General features: G+C 63.1%; 16 protein-coding genes and 1 tRNA gene. 4 read left to right on the top strand and 13 right to left on the bottom strand.

Features of this window, described 5'->3' with window-relative positions:
* Positions 1-144 precede the first annotated feature (144 nt).
* Positions 145-221: transfer RNA gene (locus tag MUY37_RS12640), tRNA-Arg, on the bottom strand.
* A gap of 50 nt (positions 222-271) precedes the next feature.
* Entirely contained in the window at positions 272-688 is a 417-nt protein-coding gene (locus tag MUY37_RS12635; protein ID WP_499195693.1) for an NUDIX domain-containing protein, read from the bottom strand.
* An 88-nt stretch (positions 689-776) separates the two neighbouring features.
* Here MUY37_RS12635 and MUY37_RS12630 point away from each other — a divergent pair, with 88 nt between their 5' ends.
* A complete protein-coding gene (locus tag MUY37_RS12630; RefSeq protein WP_499195692.1) occupies positions 777-956 on the top strand; it encodes a Flp family type IVb pilin in 180 nt (59 codons plus the stop codon).
* A gap of 123 nt (positions 957-1,079) precedes the next feature.
* Positions 1,080-1,253: a Flp family type IVb pilin gene (locus MUY37_RS12625; protein ID WP_499195691.1), complete on the top strand. Its 174-nt coding sequence runs from the start codon at positions 1,080-1,082 to the stop codon at positions 1,251-1,253.
* 76 nt (positions 1,254-1,329) lie between these two features.
* Here MUY37_RS12625 and MUY37_RS12620 read toward each other — a convergent pair whose 3' ends face one another.
* The 5 genes from MUY37_RS12620 to MUY37_RS12600 all read right to left on the bottom strand — a co-directional run bounded on the left by MUY37_RS12620 (position 1,330) and on the right by MUY37_RS12600 (position 6,773).
* Complete coding sequence (locus MUY37_RS12620; protein WP_499195690.1) at positions 1,330-2,808, bottom strand: M48 family metalloprotease; 1,479 nt, start codon at positions 2,806-2,808, stop codon at positions 1,330-1,332.
* A 125-nt stretch (positions 2,809-2,933) separates the two neighbouring features.
* On the bottom strand, positions 2,934-3,878 hold the full coding sequence (locus tag MUY37_RS12615) for an acetyl-CoA carboxylase carboxyltransferase subunit alpha (RefSeq protein ID WP_499195689.1): 945 nt from the start codon (positions 3,876-3,878) through the stop codon (positions 2,934-2,936).
* Positions 3,879-3,887: 9 nt separating this feature from the next.
* Positions 3,888-4,778 (bottom strand): tyrosine recombinase, encoded by an 891-nt coding sequence (locus MUY37_RS12610; RefSeq protein ID WP_499195688.1) that lies wholly within the window; start codon positions 4,776-4,778, stop codon positions 3,888-3,890.
* Between the two features lies 1 nt (position 4,779).
* A complete protein-coding gene (locus tag MUY37_RS12605; protein WP_499195687.1) occupies positions 4,780-6,642 on the bottom strand; it encodes a hypothetical protein in 1,863 nt (620 codons plus the stop codon).
* Positions 6,639-6,773 (bottom strand): hypothetical protein, encoded by a 135-nt coding sequence (locus tag MUY37_RS12600; RefSeq protein ID WP_499195686.1) that lies wholly within the window; start codon positions 6,771-6,773, stop codon positions 6,639-6,641. Before MUY37_RS12600 ends, MUY37_RS12605 begins: the two co-directional genes overlap by 4 nt.
* A 75-nt stretch (positions 6,774-6,848) precedes the next feature.
* Between MUY37_RS12600 and MUY37_RS12595 the strand changes: the two genes are divergently transcribed.
* The gene (locus MUY37_RS12595; RefSeq protein WP_499195685.1) at positions 6,849-7,415 is read left to right on the top strand and encodes a shikimate kinase; all 567 of its coding nucleotides are present in this window, start codon (positions 6,849-6,851) and stop codon (positions 7,413-7,415) included.
* Positions 7,406-8,515: a 3-dehydroquinate synthase gene (aroB, locus tag MUY37_RS12590; protein WP_499195684.1), complete on the top strand. Its 1,110-nt coding sequence runs from the start codon at positions 7,406-7,408 to the stop codon at positions 8,513-8,515. The genes MUY37_RS12595 and aroB overlap by 10 nt, the downstream gene beginning before the upstream one ends.
* Before the next feature lie 12 nt (positions 8,516-8,527).
* Here aroB and MUY37_RS12585 read toward each other — a convergent pair whose 3' ends face one another.
* The 6 genes from MUY37_RS12585 to scpA are packed head-to-tail and all read right to left on the bottom strand — an operon-like array spanning position 8,528 to position 15,925.
* The gene (locus MUY37_RS12585) at positions 8,528-8,899 is read right to left on the bottom strand and encodes a tRNA-binding protein (protein WP_499195683.1); all 372 of its coding nucleotides are present in this window, start codon (positions 8,897-8,899) and stop codon (positions 8,528-8,530) included.
* A 1-nt stretch (position 8,900) separates the two neighbouring features.
* Positions 8,901-10,967 carry an ATP-binding protein gene (locus MUY37_RS12580; protein WP_499195682.1) on the bottom strand — a complete coding sequence of 689 codons (2,067 nt, stop codon included), beginning with the start codon at positions 10,965-10,967 and terminating at the stop codon, positions 8,901-8,903.
* 19 nt (positions 10,968-10,986) lie between these two features.
* A complete protein-coding gene (locus MUY37_RS12575; RefSeq protein WP_499195681.1) occupies positions 10,987-12,273 on the bottom strand; it encodes an O-acetylhomoserine aminocarboxypropyltransferase in 1,287 nt (428 codons plus the stop codon).
* Positions 12,274-12,291: 18 nt separating this feature from the next.
* The gene (gene bioB / locus MUY37_RS12570; protein ID WP_499195680.1) at positions 12,292-13,311 is read right to left on the bottom strand and encodes a biotin synthase BioB; all 1,020 of its coding nucleotides are present in this window, start codon (positions 13,309-13,311) and stop codon (positions 12,292-12,294) included.
* Positions 13,308-13,727 (bottom strand): DMT family transporter, encoded by a 420-nt coding sequence (locus MUY37_RS12565; protein WP_499195679.1) that lies wholly within the window; start codon positions 13,725-13,727, stop codon positions 13,308-13,310. The genes bioB and MUY37_RS12565 overlap by 4 nt, the downstream gene beginning before the upstream one ends.
* Positions 13,728-13,765: 38 nt before the next feature.
* The gene (gene scpA / locus MUY37_RS12560; RefSeq protein WP_499195678.1) at positions 13,766-15,925 is read right to left on the bottom strand and encodes a methylmalonyl-CoA mutase; all 2,160 of its coding nucleotides are present in this window, start codon (positions 15,923-15,925) and stop codon (positions 13,766-13,768) included.
* Between the last annotated feature and the right edge of the window lie 19 nt (positions 15,926-15,944).

Below are 15,944 nucleotides of genomic sequence, written 5' to 3'. Positions count from 1 at the left end.
TGATTGAGGGAGTACCTCATAATCGCACCAATTCGCTTGATCGTCTACGGGGCCACTGCGGCAACGGCCCAATAATCAGTCTGGGCCTAGAGGTAAGTCCACCCAGCGCCATTGCGCACCTGTGGTATCACTTCCATGGAAAATTGGCGCGCCCGGAAGGATTCGAACCTCCGGCCCCCAGATTCGTAGTCTGGTGCTCTATCCAGCTGAGCTACGGGCGCGCTTGGAGGGCGCCAAATAGGCAGGCGCCTGCGTCTTGGCAATCCCTAAATCACAGTTTTTCGAACAACTGCGTCGTCAGCGAGATATCCAATGGCGGTTTGTCCAGTCGCGCAACCCCCTGTGGGTCGAACCAGCCGAGTTCGCCGCCTTCCCGAGCGCATAGCGGGCTGCCGTCATACAGCGATCTGTAAAGCATTATGACAATCGGCGGACGACCCTCAACTGCGGCTTCCTCCGCGAAGGCAACGGGCATGAGATCGCCTTTCCGAATTGCAATGCCGAGTTCCTCGTCGATCTCGCGCACCAGCGCATCTCGCGGTTTTTCGCCCGTTTCGACCTTGCCGCCGGGAAATTCCCACAGGCCGCCATGATGCTTGTCGTCGGGTCTCCGCTGCATCAGCCAGTGCCCCCGACCGTCGAACAGGGCCAAGGCGACGACGCAGGTCCATGTCGGGATTTTTTCCAATATCGCAGGCCTTCTCAACGCTTTTTTAACTGGCTTGGCCGTACTCCCCTACCGTCAGCTTGGACAAGTGGCGATTGGGGCAACGCGAATGGTCAATTTCCTGCACAAACTGGGACGTGACACACGCGGTGCCACTGCCGTCGAATACGGGCTGATCCTCGCTCTGATCTTTCTCGCCATGGTTGGTGCGATCCAATCATTTGGTGCTTCGGCAATCGCCATGTGGTCGAAAGTCGAAACCGCGGTGGTTGCGGCGATAGGCATCTAACGAGGCAATCGGCATGGCCATGGGGATTAGGAGTTTTTCAATCTCTTCCGTGCAGAAAGCGAAATTGCTCGAACCGCATTTATGGGACGAGCCGGGTACGAAGACTGAACCAGGAGACGACACATGAAGTTTTTCCGCAAGCTGCGCCGCGACGAAGAAGGTGCAACCGCCATTGAATATGGTCTCATTGCCGCGCTGATCGCCGTTGCCGCGATCACCGCGATGCAGAGCCTCGGCGGCGAGCTGAGCACGACCTTCAACAAGGTCTCGACCACGATGAGCAAAGCGAACGCCTAATTTCAGGCTGATCGAACAATCGGGGCGGCGGGTTCTACCCGCCGCCCTTTTTCGTGCATGATGCGATCGTCCGGTCTTATCGGCCCCGGACGACGATTTTTACCTTCTGACCCGGCCGAACATTCTCGTTCGAGGTCAATCCGTTCAGGACGCGGAAGCGCTCCACCTGGCTGTCGCTGTAAGCCATCCGCCGTGCGAGCGATTGAACCGTGTCACCGCTCTGCACCGTCACCACGTCGATCACGCGCGGTATGACATTGGCCGCAGTTCGCGCATCGATCCGCCGCATCGAAGAGAACATCTGGTTGAACGTGGATGCCCGTCCCGCCGGAGTAATGGCGAGGAAGTGGTAGGCCCGATCATTGGAAAACTCGTAAGCGAAAACCGTGACATCAACCTGACCGTTGTTCGAATTGACCCGCGCAGTGCCATACGCGGCCGGCAGGCCATTCACGCTCGTTTTCTGGATCGATTGCGGTCGAACCTGCTGCTGCTTGCTCAGCCCCGCAAATACGCTGGTGACATAGCTGTCGAGATTGTTGTTGTAGGGTGCGAGGGTAAACTGCGCCTGCCCGCTCTGGCCATTGATCGATACCGCACGCGTGCCGTTCATCATGTAAAAGCCCTGCGGCGCGGTGAAAGCGAGCCGCAAATCGGGATGGATGAACTGGCGCCCCTCGACGACGCCTTGCGACGGATCGTCGCCATAGGTCAGTCCATCGATCCGCGACAGGAATGTGTCGCGATTGGTGATCCCACCCGCACCACCGGTCGCCTGGGCTTTGGACAACGCAGTCTGCACGCGACTGGCGGGGTCGGGATGTGTGGACGCCCATTCGGGGAGCCGCGCATTGTCACGGCCCTGAACACGCGCGTCGAGAGCATTCTGCAAAGCCAGGCTGCGAAGCACGGTTCCCATGGCCCTCGGGTCGTATCCGGCCTGATTCAGATAGCGGATACCCAGCTCGTCAGCCTCGAGCTCCTGACTCCGCGAGAATTTCAGCGTCAGGAGCTGCGACCCCTGAAGGGCCGCCTGACCGAGCTGCTGCCCCAACCCGCTATTGCCCAGCAGAAGTCCGGACAGGATCGCTCCGGCGGCACCAAGCAACGTATTACGCTGGGCCGCAGCCTGGCGACGCTGCGAATGGCGGGCAGCGACATGGCCGACCTCGTGCCCCAGCACCCCGGCCAGCTCGGCTTCGTTATTCATCAGCGCAACCAGCTGACGCGTGGTGTAAATGTAGCCCCCAGGGATGGCGAAAGCATTGTTTACCGGGCTGTTGAGCAGCGAGACGGTAAACGATTCGCGGGCGTTCCCGAGCCCGGACTGCACGGCGATGTTCTTGCCGACCTGCGCGACATATTGGGCATGCGAACCGCTCATCGCACCGCCGAATTCGTCGAGCAGTTGTGGATGGGCCTTAGCCCCCATCTGCGCTTCGCTTTGCGTAATCGGTGTGGATGCGCTGGGAATGTCCCCGCCGCCCATACAAGCGGATAGGCCAAGCGAAAGCGCGGCGACGGAAGTGGCGGCGGCGAGTTTGATGCGCGACATGAACGGTTCTCCCCGATCTCTGCAAGCACGCGCGAGCCGTCCATTGCGACCCGCACGGCTGTGTTCGTGTACGGTAGGAAGAACCGGAGCAGGCGCGCGTGGTTCCCGCGCCCCGGCGCTTTGTGTCAGCCAGCCAGGGTGAGAAAGCGTTCTTCGCGCATGCGCCTGAGATCGTTGGACGGGAACCGGCTAAGCTCGTCGAGTTCCTCGCCGATGGCCGATCCCAGCGACGTGGCGGCGAGGCGCGGATCGCGATGCGCACCCCCGACAGGCTCAGGCACGATGCGATCGATCACTCCGAGACTCTCGAGATCCTGCGCGGTGACCTTCATCGCTTCCGCCGCATCCGGTGCCCGCTCCGCCGTGCGCCAGAGGATCGAGGCACACCCTTCGGGCGAAATGACCGAATAAACGGCATGCTCCATCATCAGCACCCGCTCGGCACTGGCCAGCGCGACGGCGCCGCCGGAGCCCCCTTCACCGACAATCGCGGCGACCATGGGGACCGGAAGCGCAAGACAGGCCTCGGTGGACCGGGCGATCGCTTCGGCCTGACCTCTTTCCTCGGCCTCGATGCCGGGAAAGGCCCCGGACGTATCCACCAGCGTCACCACCGGCAGACCAAATCGTCCCGCCAATTCCATCAGGCGAATCGCCTTGCGATACCCTTCTGGCTTGCCCATGCCGAAATTGTGGCGGATCCGGCTGGCGGTGTCGTTTCCCTTTTCGTGGCCGATCAGCACGACCTTGCGCCCATTCAGCCTGGCGAAACCGCCGAGAATCGCTTCATCGTCGCCATAACAGCGATCACCGCCCAGCGGCACGAACTCCTCGAACGCGTGCTCGACGTAGTCGCGAAAATGCGGGCGCGAAGGATGCCGCGCGACCTGCGTTTTCTGCCACGGACTGAGCGACTCGTAAGTGCTCGCGAGCAGATTGGCGCTTTTCAGTTCGAGCCGTTGAAGTTCGTTGGAAATATCGACATCGTCGCCTTCCGAGGCACTGCGCAGTTCGGCGATGCGCTTTTCGAGCTCGGCAACCGGCTTCTCGAATTCGAGATAGGAAATCATGGGTTCGCGCTAGTCCGAAGATGGCGCGCGCGCAAGCGGATGCCGCTCGTTCACCAGCTTTACCAATCGCGCCGCATCGAGATGAGTGTATATCTGGGTCGTCGAGATATCCGCATGTCCAAGCAGCGTCTGCAAAGCGCGAAGGTCCGCCCCGCCTTCGAGCAGATGCGTCGCGAAAGCATGTCGCAAGACATGCGGGCTCACCTTTTCGGGCGGCAAGTCGGCGCGAACGGCCAGATCCTTGAGGAGCTGGAACAGCCGCACACGCGAAAGATGGCCACCCCGCGACGGGAACAGCCACGGCGAATCCGGATCGCGAAGCGGCAACCACCGGCTCAGAACCGCACCGGCACGGCGACTGACGGGCACCAGCCTGGCCTGCCCCCCTTTCCCCATGACCGTCATGAACGGCGCATCGCGCGGCACCGCGGAAACCGGCAACGACACCAGCTCCGTCGCGCGCAGACCCGACCCGTAGAGCATTTCGATAAGAGTCAGCAGGCGGACAGCGGTAGGCGTGCCTGCCACCGCCTCTTCCTCCGCCGTAGCGAAAAGGGCCTCCACTTGGTCATGCGAAAGAATTTTCGGTAGCGGGCGGCGCGCTGTCGGACGAGGAAGGGCATGGGTGGGATCGTCCTCGCGCAGACCTTCGTCGACGAGAAAGCCGAAAAACTGCCGCAAAGCCGACACCTTCCGCGCGAGCGTGGCCGGGGCAAGCGAAGACCAACCTTGGCCGAGCCTGGCCAGTTGCGCGGGCGTTGCGGCATCGAGCGTTTCACCGATCAGCGCCTCGGCCTGTTCGAGATCCCGCCCGTAGGCAAGGATAGTGTTGCGCGCCGCGCCTCGCTCGGCGGCGAGCATGGCGAGGAAATCGTCTGTCGATGATCCCGGCGCGCTCACGTCAGGCGCGGGCGACCGCCTCCGCGGCGATCATGCGGGCTTCGGCATCGAGCCCCACCCGTCGCAGCGCCGCCACGATGTGGAACAGATGGCGAGCGGTCATCTGTTCCCATCCGGACCCCTGCATTCCCAGCCCCGCCAGCATCGCTACCAGAGCGGGATTGTCGACTGCAGCCGCGCCCTCGATCATCCGGGTCCAGCGTGTCGGGGCAGACAGATCGATGCCGAGGCGATCGCTGTATTCGCCGATCTCCGCATCGTCGATCCGATCAAGACCGGCCAGTCCTGCCAGCAGCATGCGCGACTTTTGCTGCCCTGACGAATCATCGTCATCGACGAAGCTGTCGAGCTGGCCGTCGGTTACCCGAGTGCTCCGGTTAGGATCGGCGAGAGCGAGCAAGGCCCAGCCAAGGCTTCCCTGTTCGACTTCGCCCGACCAGCGCATGGCATCGCCGTCGAGCCCGGCCGCGAGCATCGAGGCGATAAGATTTCCAGCCTCGTCGGCGAAGTCGGCCCGCACCGGCACGCGCGCCGCAGCATAGGCGGTGAGAACAACGCGGCCATAGGAAAACTCGCCTCCGCCTGACCATATGTCCCGGATCGCTGCCAGCCGCTGCACGGGGTCGCTGCCGACATAGGCCTCGCGCAGCCGCGAGGCGGTCAGCGCGGGATCGCCCTCCACGCCCTCTTCAGCGAAAATCTGGCTGTAGAGATCGACCATCGCCGAAGCCGAGAGAATGCCGCTTGCCCCGGCAATATCGACCGCCGGAGCGCGCTGGACCGGAGACAGCGCCGGGGTCAGCGCCGCCATGCGGAGGAGGTCCGGCCCCGCATCTTCGAGCAAGTTCGACGGGACCGGCTCGCCCAGAGCATTAGCCAGTGAGAATCTCCACGGGGTGATCGGTCCGGTATCCTCCCACTCGATCGTCACCGCACGCCGCCCCCGGCCGGCGGCACCGGCAAAGCGCTGCGCCAGCAACACGTCGATGCGATCGTCCTCGGTTCGGTTGAGCAAGCGGCGCAGATCGTTCTGGGCGCGGGTTTCTTCGCCCGCAAAGGCGTTGCAGATACCCGCCAGCATCTGCCACTCGGTATCCTCGCGCCCGGTATCGACCAACCGTACGGCGGGGCAGGCACCCACGATATCGGCACTGCCGATATAGGCCCTGACGGCAGCATTGGCGAGCGCAGCAGAATAGTCCGCCGTGTCGACATCCTGAACCAATGCCCGCGCGACGACATGCTCGCCCAGAGCATTGAGAACCTCGACCCGCAGCTTAGCGAATTCGACCGGGTCCATTCCCGTGGGAGCTTCCAGCCTGCTGGCCAGGGCTCGGCGCAGGAGAATATGCCCCCAGCGCGATACCATGGGACGATTGGTCCCGGCGAGGATAGCCCGAACCAAGGGAGCCGGCTGGCGGGCGAGCGAACCGGCTGTCAGCCCCCCCTCGCCTGATGCGATGATACCGACCCGTTCGGTCGAACGGCGGGCCGCGTCGGGTATGTCGAATTTAGGCTTCAGGCCAAGCAGTTCGTCGAGCTCGTCGGTCGACATTGACTCCAGCTCTTCGACTGTAGGCAGGTTCGACAAGTCCAGATTCGCGCGCGGCGGAGCCGTTTGTGTCGGCAGGGGCTGAACGATCTCGCCCGATTGCGTCGCGCCCGGCCGGGGCGTCTCGGCGGCGGCAGGCGGGCCGGATTCAGAAGGTTGCGTAGCCCGTGTCGTTGGCGTGGATGTGGGTGTGGGGGTAGGCGCAGGCTGGTTGAATCCCGGGGGCAGCAGGTCGACCGGAGCATCCTGGGCAAGACCCATGGCCGAAGTGAGGACGAGGGCCGCCGTGCCCAGAAGCCACGCGGTCTTCACCGGCCGATCCCCGGCACTTCGATCGCTTCCTCTATCGGGTGCAGCGGCTCCTCGCCGCCATGGATCAGGGCAGCTACCAACAGCACCAAGAACACCATCACCAAGATAGCTCCGATCCGTTTGCCGCTCATCGCCAAGTTTTTCGCGTCCCGCTCCAAGTGCTGATACCTTGCCCGCGCCCTAGCCCAGTTCTAGGCACGGCGGCAATGACCGATACAACCGCCCTGACGCCTGGCGAAATCGCCAAGATCGCCGCGCGGATCGACCGCCCATTGGTGCTTGTCGGCCTGATGGGCGTCGGAAAATCGACTGTCGGGCGCAGACTGGCGGCCATGCTCGGGACCGATTTCGTCGATGTCGACGACGAAATCGAACGCGCTGCAGACCGCACGGTAAGCGAAATTTTCGAAGCGCACGGAGAAGCCTATTTCCGCTCCGGGGAACGCCGGGTCATCGCCCGTCTGATGGAAGAGGCGCATGGCGTGATTGCCACCGGCGGCGGCGCTTTCGTCGATCCGGAAACACGCGCACTCATTCTCGATCAAGCCATCGCGGTCTGGCTCGATTGCGATATCGACACCTTGGTAGAGCGCACATCCCGCCGCAATGATCGGCCCCTGCTGCGCAATGGCAATGCGCGCGAAATCCTGACCGACCTCAAGGACAGGCGCGGCGCAGCCTATGCCGAGGCGCAGATCCATCTGGTGACCGATAACGGACCCCATTCTGAAACCGCACAACGCATTCTGGAGGCGATCGACGCATGGCTGTAATACCTGTCGAACTGGCCGGACGGCGGTACGAAGTCCGGGTCGGCCCGGGCCTGCTGGCCGATCTCGGCGCGCACGCGAAGCCTTTCCTGCGCAAAGCCCATGCCTGTATCGTCGCCGATCAAAATGCGCGGAAGCACTGGGGCGAGACGGTCGCCCGGTCATTGCAGGCCGAAGGTATCGAGCCGCGATGGTACGATGTCGCGCCGGGTGAAGCCTCCAAGAGCTGGGAGAGCCTCCAACATCTCACCGACTGGCTGCTTGGCCAGGGCATCGAACGGGGCGATCATGTCTTCGCTCTCGGCGGCGGCGTGGTCGGCGATCTCACCGGCTTTGCCTGTGCCATTCTCAAACGCGGTTGCGGATTCGTTCAGCTCCCGACCACTCTGCTCGCGCAAGTCGACAGTTCGGTGGGAGGAAAAACCGCGATCAATACCGCTGCAGGCAAGAACCTGATCGGCGCATTTCATCAGCCATCGCTGGTGCTGGCCGATCTCGATACGCTTGCGACCCTACCGTCGCGCGAACTGCGCGCGGGGTTTGCCGAAGTGCTCAAATACGGTGTGCTCGGCGATCGCGACTTCTTCGCCTGGCTCGAGGCACATGCGCAGGCGGTACTCGCATTGGATCCGCCCGATCTGGAACAGGCAGTGGCGACCAGCGTCGCGGCCAAGGCGCGGATTGTCGCGGAGGACGAGCGCGAGACCAGCGGCACGCGCGCGCTGCTCAATCTCGGCCACACATTCGGCCACGCGCTGGAGGCGGAAACCGGCTTCTCCGACCGCCTGCTCCACGGCGAGGCGGTGGCGCTGGGCATGGTGCTGGCCGCGCGCTACTCCGCCCGGCGTGGTGATATTTCGCTGACGGATGCCGAGCGGGTGACACGCGCCGTCGATGCCGCGGGCCTGCCATCGGAAATCGCCGCGCTGCAATTGCCCTGCGATGGGCGCGCGCTTGCCGACCACATGCTGCACGACAAGAAGATGGATGCGGGCACGCTGCCCTTCATCCTGCTGCGCAGCATCGGTGCAGCATGTCTGGCACGGGACGTCGCGCTGGATGATGTTGCCGCCTTTCTGGACGAGCAACTGCAAGCGCACTGAACCCGCGGCAAATCAGAACAGGCGCGATCCGTCGGGCACTTTCTTGTCCGGCGCGAACAGAACCACTTCGCCCGCCTCGTCGGCAAAGCCCAGCGTTAGCACTTGCGACATCAGCGGGCCGATCTGTCGCGATGGGAAATTGACCACTGCCGCGACCTGCCGCCCGACCAGTTCGTCGGCGGAATAATTCGCGGTGATCTGCGCGCTGCTTTTCTTCTCACCGATCACCGGGCCGAAATCGATCACCAGCTTATAGGCCGGTTTTCGCGCTTCGGGGAAATCCTCCGCCGACACCACCGTGCCGATGCGGATATCCGCCTTCAGAAAGGTCGCGAAGTCGGTTTCCTCGGCTGCGGGTGCATCGGGCGAATGCGAAAGGTGCATTCTATTCCAGCTCCAGGATCACCGCGTCCACTGCCAGGCTGTCGCCCTCGGCTGCGTTGACCTTGCCGACCGTCGCCTGCTTTTCGGCGCGCAGGATGTTTTCCATCTTCATCGCTTCGACCGTGGCGAGCGGCTGGCCCGGCTGGACTTCCTCGCCTTCTTCCACATGCAGTTTCACCAGCAGGCCCGGCATCGGGCAGATCAGCATTTTGGACAGATCGGGCGGCGTCTTCTCGATCATATGCGATGCGAGCGGTGCGATGCGGGTTTGCAGGATACGCAGATGGTGCGTCGCGCCGCGTGTGGTGATGTCGTAGCCCATGCGCGTGGGTTCGAGCTGGAACGTGTAGCGATCGAGCGGATCGGCATCCTCGTCCGCACCGTTTTCGAACAGCGCCACATCCACCATCGCATCGCCCGGCGTGTACCGCATTTCGATGGTGATCTGTTCGTCGTCGACGGTCAGCGCGTTTTCCTCGAGCCGCACCTCGTGCGAGGTCGCCCCTTCCTCGCGCTCGCCAATGCGAATGGTCCAGTCGCCCGGCGCGTAATTCTCGTCGGCGAGCTGCTGATTGATCCGCCGCGCCCGGTCGGCATCGGCGGTGGCGATCACGCCACCGACCGCCGCCAGAACCTTGGTCAGCCCGTCAGATGCGGGCGCGCCTTCGAAACCGTCGGGATATTCCTCGGCGATGAAGCCGGTGGTCAGCTCGCCCGAGCGGAAGCGGTCGTGCTGCATGATCGCGCTGAGGAAATCGATATTGTGGCCCAGCCCTTCGATGCGGAAAGCGTCGAGCGCGGCGATCTGGAGATCGGCGGCCTCATCGCGCGTCTCGCCCCAGGTTATGAGCTTGGCGATCATCGGGTCGTAGAACATCGACACCTCGCCGCCTTCGAACACGCCGTCATCCACCCGGATAGCGTCGACACCGCGGCGGCCGTTCTCCTCGCCATCGTCGGCCCAGGGCTGGACCGGCGGCTGATACCGCACGAGGCGGCCCGTCGAGGGCAGGAAGCCGCGATAGGGGTCTTCGGCATAGACCCGGTTCTCGATCGCCCAACCGTCGATTTTGACGTCGTCCTGCTTGATCTGGAGTTCTTCGCCGGCCGCGACGCGGATCATCTGTTCGACAAGGTCGACGCCCGTGATCGCTTCGGTAACGGGATGCTCCACCTGCAGGCGGGTGTTCATTTCCAGGAAGTAGAAGCTTTCGCCCGTCGGGTCGGCGCCCGAGACGATCAGTTCGACCGTACCGGCGCTGTGGTAGTTCACTGCCTTGGACAGCGCGACGCATTGTTCGCCCATAGCCTTGCGCATCTTGGGCGTGACGAAAGGCGACGGCGCTTCCTCGACCACCTTCTGGTGCCGCCGCTGGATCGAGCATTCGCGCTCGTTGAGATAGATCACATTGCCATGCTTGTCGCCGAGGATCTGGATCTCGATATGGCGCGGGTTCTCGATGAACTTCTCGATGAAGACACGGTCGTCGCCGAAGGAATTGAGGCCCTCACGCTTGGTCGCCTCGAAACCCTCGCGCACGTCCTTTTCCGACCAGGCAAGGCGCATGCCCTTGCCGCCGCCGCCTGCGCTGGCCTTCATCATCACCGGATAGCCGATGTCGTTGCTGATCTCGACCGCATGGTCGGTATCGCGGATCTCGCCGACGAAGCCGGGGACTACATTCACGCCGGCTTCCTTGGCGAGCTTCTTGGATTCGATCTTGTCGCCCATCGCCGCGATGGCATTCACCGGCGGACCGATGAAGGCGATGTTCTCCTTCGCCAACGCCTCGACGAAACTCGCGCGTTCGGAGAGGAAACCATATCCCGGATGCACCGCTTCGGCGCCGGTCTGCTTAGCCGCAGCGATGATCTTGTCGGCGATCAGATAGCTTTCCGCCGCTGGCGCCGGACCGATATGCACCGCCTCGTCCGCCATCCGCACGAAGGGCGCGCGGGCATCGGCATCGGAGTAGACGGCCACCGTCTGGATACCCATGCGGCGCGCGGTCTTGATGACCCGGCAGGCGATTTCGCCGCGATTGGCGATGAGAATCTTTTTGAACATCGTTATCTTCCCAGTGTCCCTAAATCTGTGCCAGCGCCTGTTCGAGATCGGCGACGATATCGTCGATATGTTCGATCCCGACCGACAGCCGCACCACGTCCGGACCGGCACCCGCCGCGACCAACTCTTCCGCCGAAAGCTGGCTGTGCGTGGTCGATGCGGGATGAATAATCAGGCTTCGCGTATCGCCGATATTGGCGAGGTGGCTGAACAGCTTGACGCTGGAGACGAGCTGCTTGCCCGCCTCGAATCCGCCCTTGAGGCCGATGGTGAAGACGGCTCCGCCGCGGCCGCCCAGATATTTCTCCGCAAGCGGCCTGTATGGATCATCCTCTAACCCGGCATAGGATACCCAGTCCACCTTGGGATGCGCGCGGAGCCACTGCGCCACGGCCAGCGCGTTGCTGCAATGCCGATCCATTCGCAGCGCCAGCGTTTCCATCCCGGTCAGCGCGAGGAAGGCATTCATCGGCGCCATGGCCGGGCCGAGATCGCGCAGGCCGAGCACCCGGCAGGCAGTGATGAAGGCGATCGGTCCGACCGGCTCCAGCGCGTCCACCAGCACCGCCCCGTGATAGGACCCGTTGGGCGCCGTGAGGCTGGGAAACTTGTCGCTCGCTTTCCAGTCGAAACGGCCCGAATCCACGATCAGCCCGCCAACCGCATTGCCGTGCCCGTTGAGGAACTTGGTGCAGGAATGGACGACGATGTCGGCGCCATGTTCGAACGGACGGCACAGCACCGGCGTCGCCATCGTGTTATCGACGATCAACGGCACGCCCGCATCATGCGCGGCCTTGGCAATGGCCGCGATATCGCTGACGACACCGCCCGGATTGGCAAGGCTTTCGATGAACACACAGCGCGTCTTCTCGTCGATCGCAGCGGCGACATTCGCAGCATCGTCCGCATCGACGAAGCGCGTTTCCCAGCCGAATTTGCGGAAGCTTTCGCCAAGCTGGTTGAGCGAACCGCCATAAAGCTTCTTCGCCGCGACGATATTGCAGCCCGGCTCCATCAACGTGTGGAAGGCGATCAACTGCGCCGCATGGCCCGATGCGAGCCCCAAAGCGCCCACACCGCCTTCAAGCGCGGCGATCTTCTTCTCCAGCGCATCGTTGGTCGGATTCATGATGCGGGTGTAGATGTTGCCGAATTCCTGCAGGCTGAAAAGCCGTGCAGCGTGCTCGGGATCGTCGAAGACATAGCTTGCCGTTTGATAGATCGGCGTGATCCGCGCTTTCGTGGTCGGATCGGGCTCGCATCCAGCGTGAATGGTCAGCGTATCGATTTTCTGGTCGGACATCGATTCCCCCCAAATGGGCTATTCGGCCGGAACGGCCTGGGTGCGGCACGCCGCCGCCCGCATCGGTTCTTCCTGCTCGAGCGCGGTCAGGCCGAGCTTGGCGAACAGCGCGGCGTCGGTGTCATCGCCTGCATTGGGAGCGGTGAGCAGCTTGTCGCCCGTGAAGATCGAATTCGCGCCGGCCATGAAGCACAGGGCCTGCGCGGCTTCGGACATCGACTCCCGGCCTGCCGACAGGCGCACCATGCTCATCGGCATCGTGATGCGCGCCACCGCCACGGTGCGGACGAATTCGATATCGTCGATCTTCGCCATCGGCGTGCCTTCCAGCATGTCGCCCAGCACCGTACCCTTGACCGGCACCAGCGCGTTGACCGGCACGCTTTCGGGATGGCGTTCCAGCGTGGCGAGCGTGTGGACGAAGCCCACGCGGTCCTCGCGCGTTTCGCCCATGCCGACGATCCCGCCGCTGCACACATTGATGCCCGCATCGCGGACGTTCTGCAGCGTGTCGAGCCGGTCCTGGTAATTGCGCGTCGAGATCACGCGTTCGTAATATTCAGGTCCGGTGTCGACATTGTGATTGTAGTAATCGAGGCCCGCTTCCTTCAGCATGTCCGCTTGTTTCGGCGTCAGCATGCCCAGCGTCATGCAGGTTTCCAGACCCATGGCGCGCACGCCCTTCACGATCTCGACGATCGCGGGCATGTCGCGGTCCTTGGGATTGCGCCATGCCGCGCCCATGCAGAAACGCTGGCTGCCCGCATCCTTCGCCTGCGCCGCGCGCTGGAGGACCGATTGCACCTCCATCAACTTGGTCGCCTCGACCCCGCTATCGGCCTTGACCGACTGCGAACAATAGCCGCAATCCTCCGGACATCCGCCGGTCTTGATACTGAGCAGCGTGCAGAGCTGCACCTGCTCGGGCGGATGATATTCGCGATGAACAGTGGCCGCGCGGAAGAGCAGCTCGGTGAAAGGAAGGTCGAACAGTTCCGCGATCTCTTCGCGGGTCCAGTCGGTGCGGGGGTGGGTCATACAGGTTTCCTGGCGAGATAAAGACCGATAGCCATCACCACGAGACCAAGCGCCCGTTTGGGTGTGATCGCGCTCTGTATAGACCCCAAAAGGCCGAAATGATCGATGATGGCGGCCGCAACGATCTGGCCGAGCAGCACAAAGAAGATTGCGTTGCCCAGCCCGATTTTGGGCGCTGAAAAGGCCACGGATGTAGCGTAGAAAAGCATCATGATGGCACCGATCCAGAGCCATGGCTTTTCAAAGGAAAAAGCGCTTGCCGGCGGATAGCCCGTGAACGTCAGCATGAGCGTGGCGATTACGAAACCAACCGCAAAGGTAACTGCGGTCGCCGCGACAGGCCCGCCAAGCTGTTGCCCGAGCCCTGCATTGAGCGCCGCGAAAACAGGTATACCCAGCCCCGCCGCGAACATCATGGCCGCGATCGGAAAAAAGGCGCTCGACGAAGATGCGCTCATTCAGCGGCCTCGTCCAGATCCTCACCGGCAGGCGGCATGTTGTGGCCGAGCAGGCGCAGCACGTCCGCCGCGCATTCCACCACATTGCTACCCGGGCCATAAATGCCCTGCACCCCGGCATCGCGCAGGAAGTCGTAGTCCTTCTGCGGAATTACGCCGCCTGCGATCACCTTGATATCGCTGCGCCCAGCCTCCTTCAGCAGGCCGATCAGTTCTGGGATCAGCGTTTTGTGACCTGCCGCAAGGCTGCTCGCGCCGATGGCGTCCACATCGTTTTCCAGCGCCATATCGCGCGTTTCCGCGGGCGTCTGGAACAGCGGACCGGAGACGACCTCAAAACCCATGTCGGCAAAAGCGGATGCGATCACATTCGCGCCGCGGTCGTGGCCGTCCTGCCCCATCTTGGCAACCATCAGCTTCGGCGCGCGGCCAAGGCGGCGCTCGACCGCCTTCACGCCTTCGACCACCTGCCGGTAGCGATCATCATCGGCATAAGCTTGCGAATACACGCCGCGCACCGGCTTGGGCACGGTGTCGTAGCGCCCATAGGCGTCCTCCATCGCATGGCTGATTTCGCCCAGCGTGGCATCGTGGCGCGCGGCTTCTACCGCGAGGTCGAGCAAGTTGCCTTCGCGCTGCGCGGCCCCGCGCGCCAGCGCATCGAGCGCGGCCTTGCAGGCGAACTCGTCACGGCCAGCGCGGACTTTCTTGAGGCGCGCGATCTGGCTCTGGCGCACGGCATGGTTGTCGATGTCGAGCGTGTCGATTTCGGCTTCCTCGGGCAGGCGATACTTGTTCACGCCGACGATCACCGTTTCGCCCTTGTCAACGCTCGCCTGCTTGGCGGCGGCGGCTTCCTCGATCTGTGCCTTGGGCTTCCCGCTCGCGACATACTCGGTCATGCCGCCCGCCGCCTCGACCTCGTCGAGCAGCTTGCGGGCCTCGTCTATCAGGGCAGCAGTGAGGCTCTCGATGTAGTAGCTGCCGCCCAGCGGGTCGGCGACATTGGTAATGCCGGTTTCTTCCTGGATCACCAATTGCGTGTTGCGCGCGATGCGGGCGGAAAAGTCGGTCGGCAGCGCGATCGCCTCATCCAGCGCATTGGTGTGGAGCGACTGCGTGCCGCCAAGCACCGCCGCCATCGCCTCTACCGTGGTGCGGATGACGTTGTTATAGGGGTCCTGCTCCTGCAGGCTGACACCGCTGGTCTGGCAGTGCGTGCGCAGCATCTTCGACTTGGGGTTTTGCGCCCCCAGCCCTTCCATCACATCGTGCCACAGCGCACGCGCGGCGCGCATCTTGGCGATTTCCATGAAGAAGTTCATGCCGATCCCCCAGAAGAAGGACAGGCGCGGCGCGAAGGCATCGATATCGAGGCCCGCTTCCATCGCGCGCTTGGCGTATTCCTTGCCGTCGGCGATGGTGAAGGCGAGTTCCTGCACGGCGGTGGCGCCTGCCTCGTGCATGTGATAGCCCGAGATCGAAATACTGTTGAATTTCGGCATGTTGGCCGAAGTATATGCGATGATGTCGGAGACGATCCGCATGCTCGGTTCGGGCGGGTAGATATAGGTGTTGCGGACCATGAACTCCTTGAGGATGTCGTTCTGGATGGTCCCCGAAAGCTTGTCCTGCGAAACGCCCTGTCGCTCCGCCGCAACGATGTAGAACGCCATGACCGGGATCACCGCGCCGTTCATGGTCATCGACACGCTCATCTGGTCGAGCGGGATCTGATCGAACAGGATTTCCATATCGCGCACGGTGTCGATCGCGACACCCGCCTTGCCGACATCGCCGATCACGCGGCTGTGGTCGCTGTCATATCCGCGGTGGGTGGCGAGGTCGAAGGCGACCGAAAGGCCTTTCTGCCCGGCGGCCAGATTGCGGCGATAGAAGGCGTTCGATTCCTCGGCGGTCGAGAAGCCCGCATATTGGCGGATCGTCCACGGCCGACCGGTATACATCGAGGCATAGGGGCCGCGCGTGAACGGCGCGATCCCAGGGACGCCGGGATCGAGATCGGCGGCATCCTCGCTCGTATAGAGCGGCTTGACCTCAATGCCCTCAGGCGTGTGCCAGGTTAGGTCGCGGCCCTTCACTTCCTTGTCGGCGAGGGGCTTCCAGTCATCGTATCCGGGAGTCTTCTCTCTCATGGAAGACCCCCTAGCGCGG

This window comes from Qipengyuania sp. ABI-127-1 (genome assembly GCA_022953095.1).
Taxonomy (GTDB): Bacteria; Pseudomonadota; Alphaproteobacteria; order Sphingomonadales; family Sphingomonadaceae; genus Qipengyuania.
This window is presented reverse-complemented; position numbering and strand designations above follow the sequence as displayed.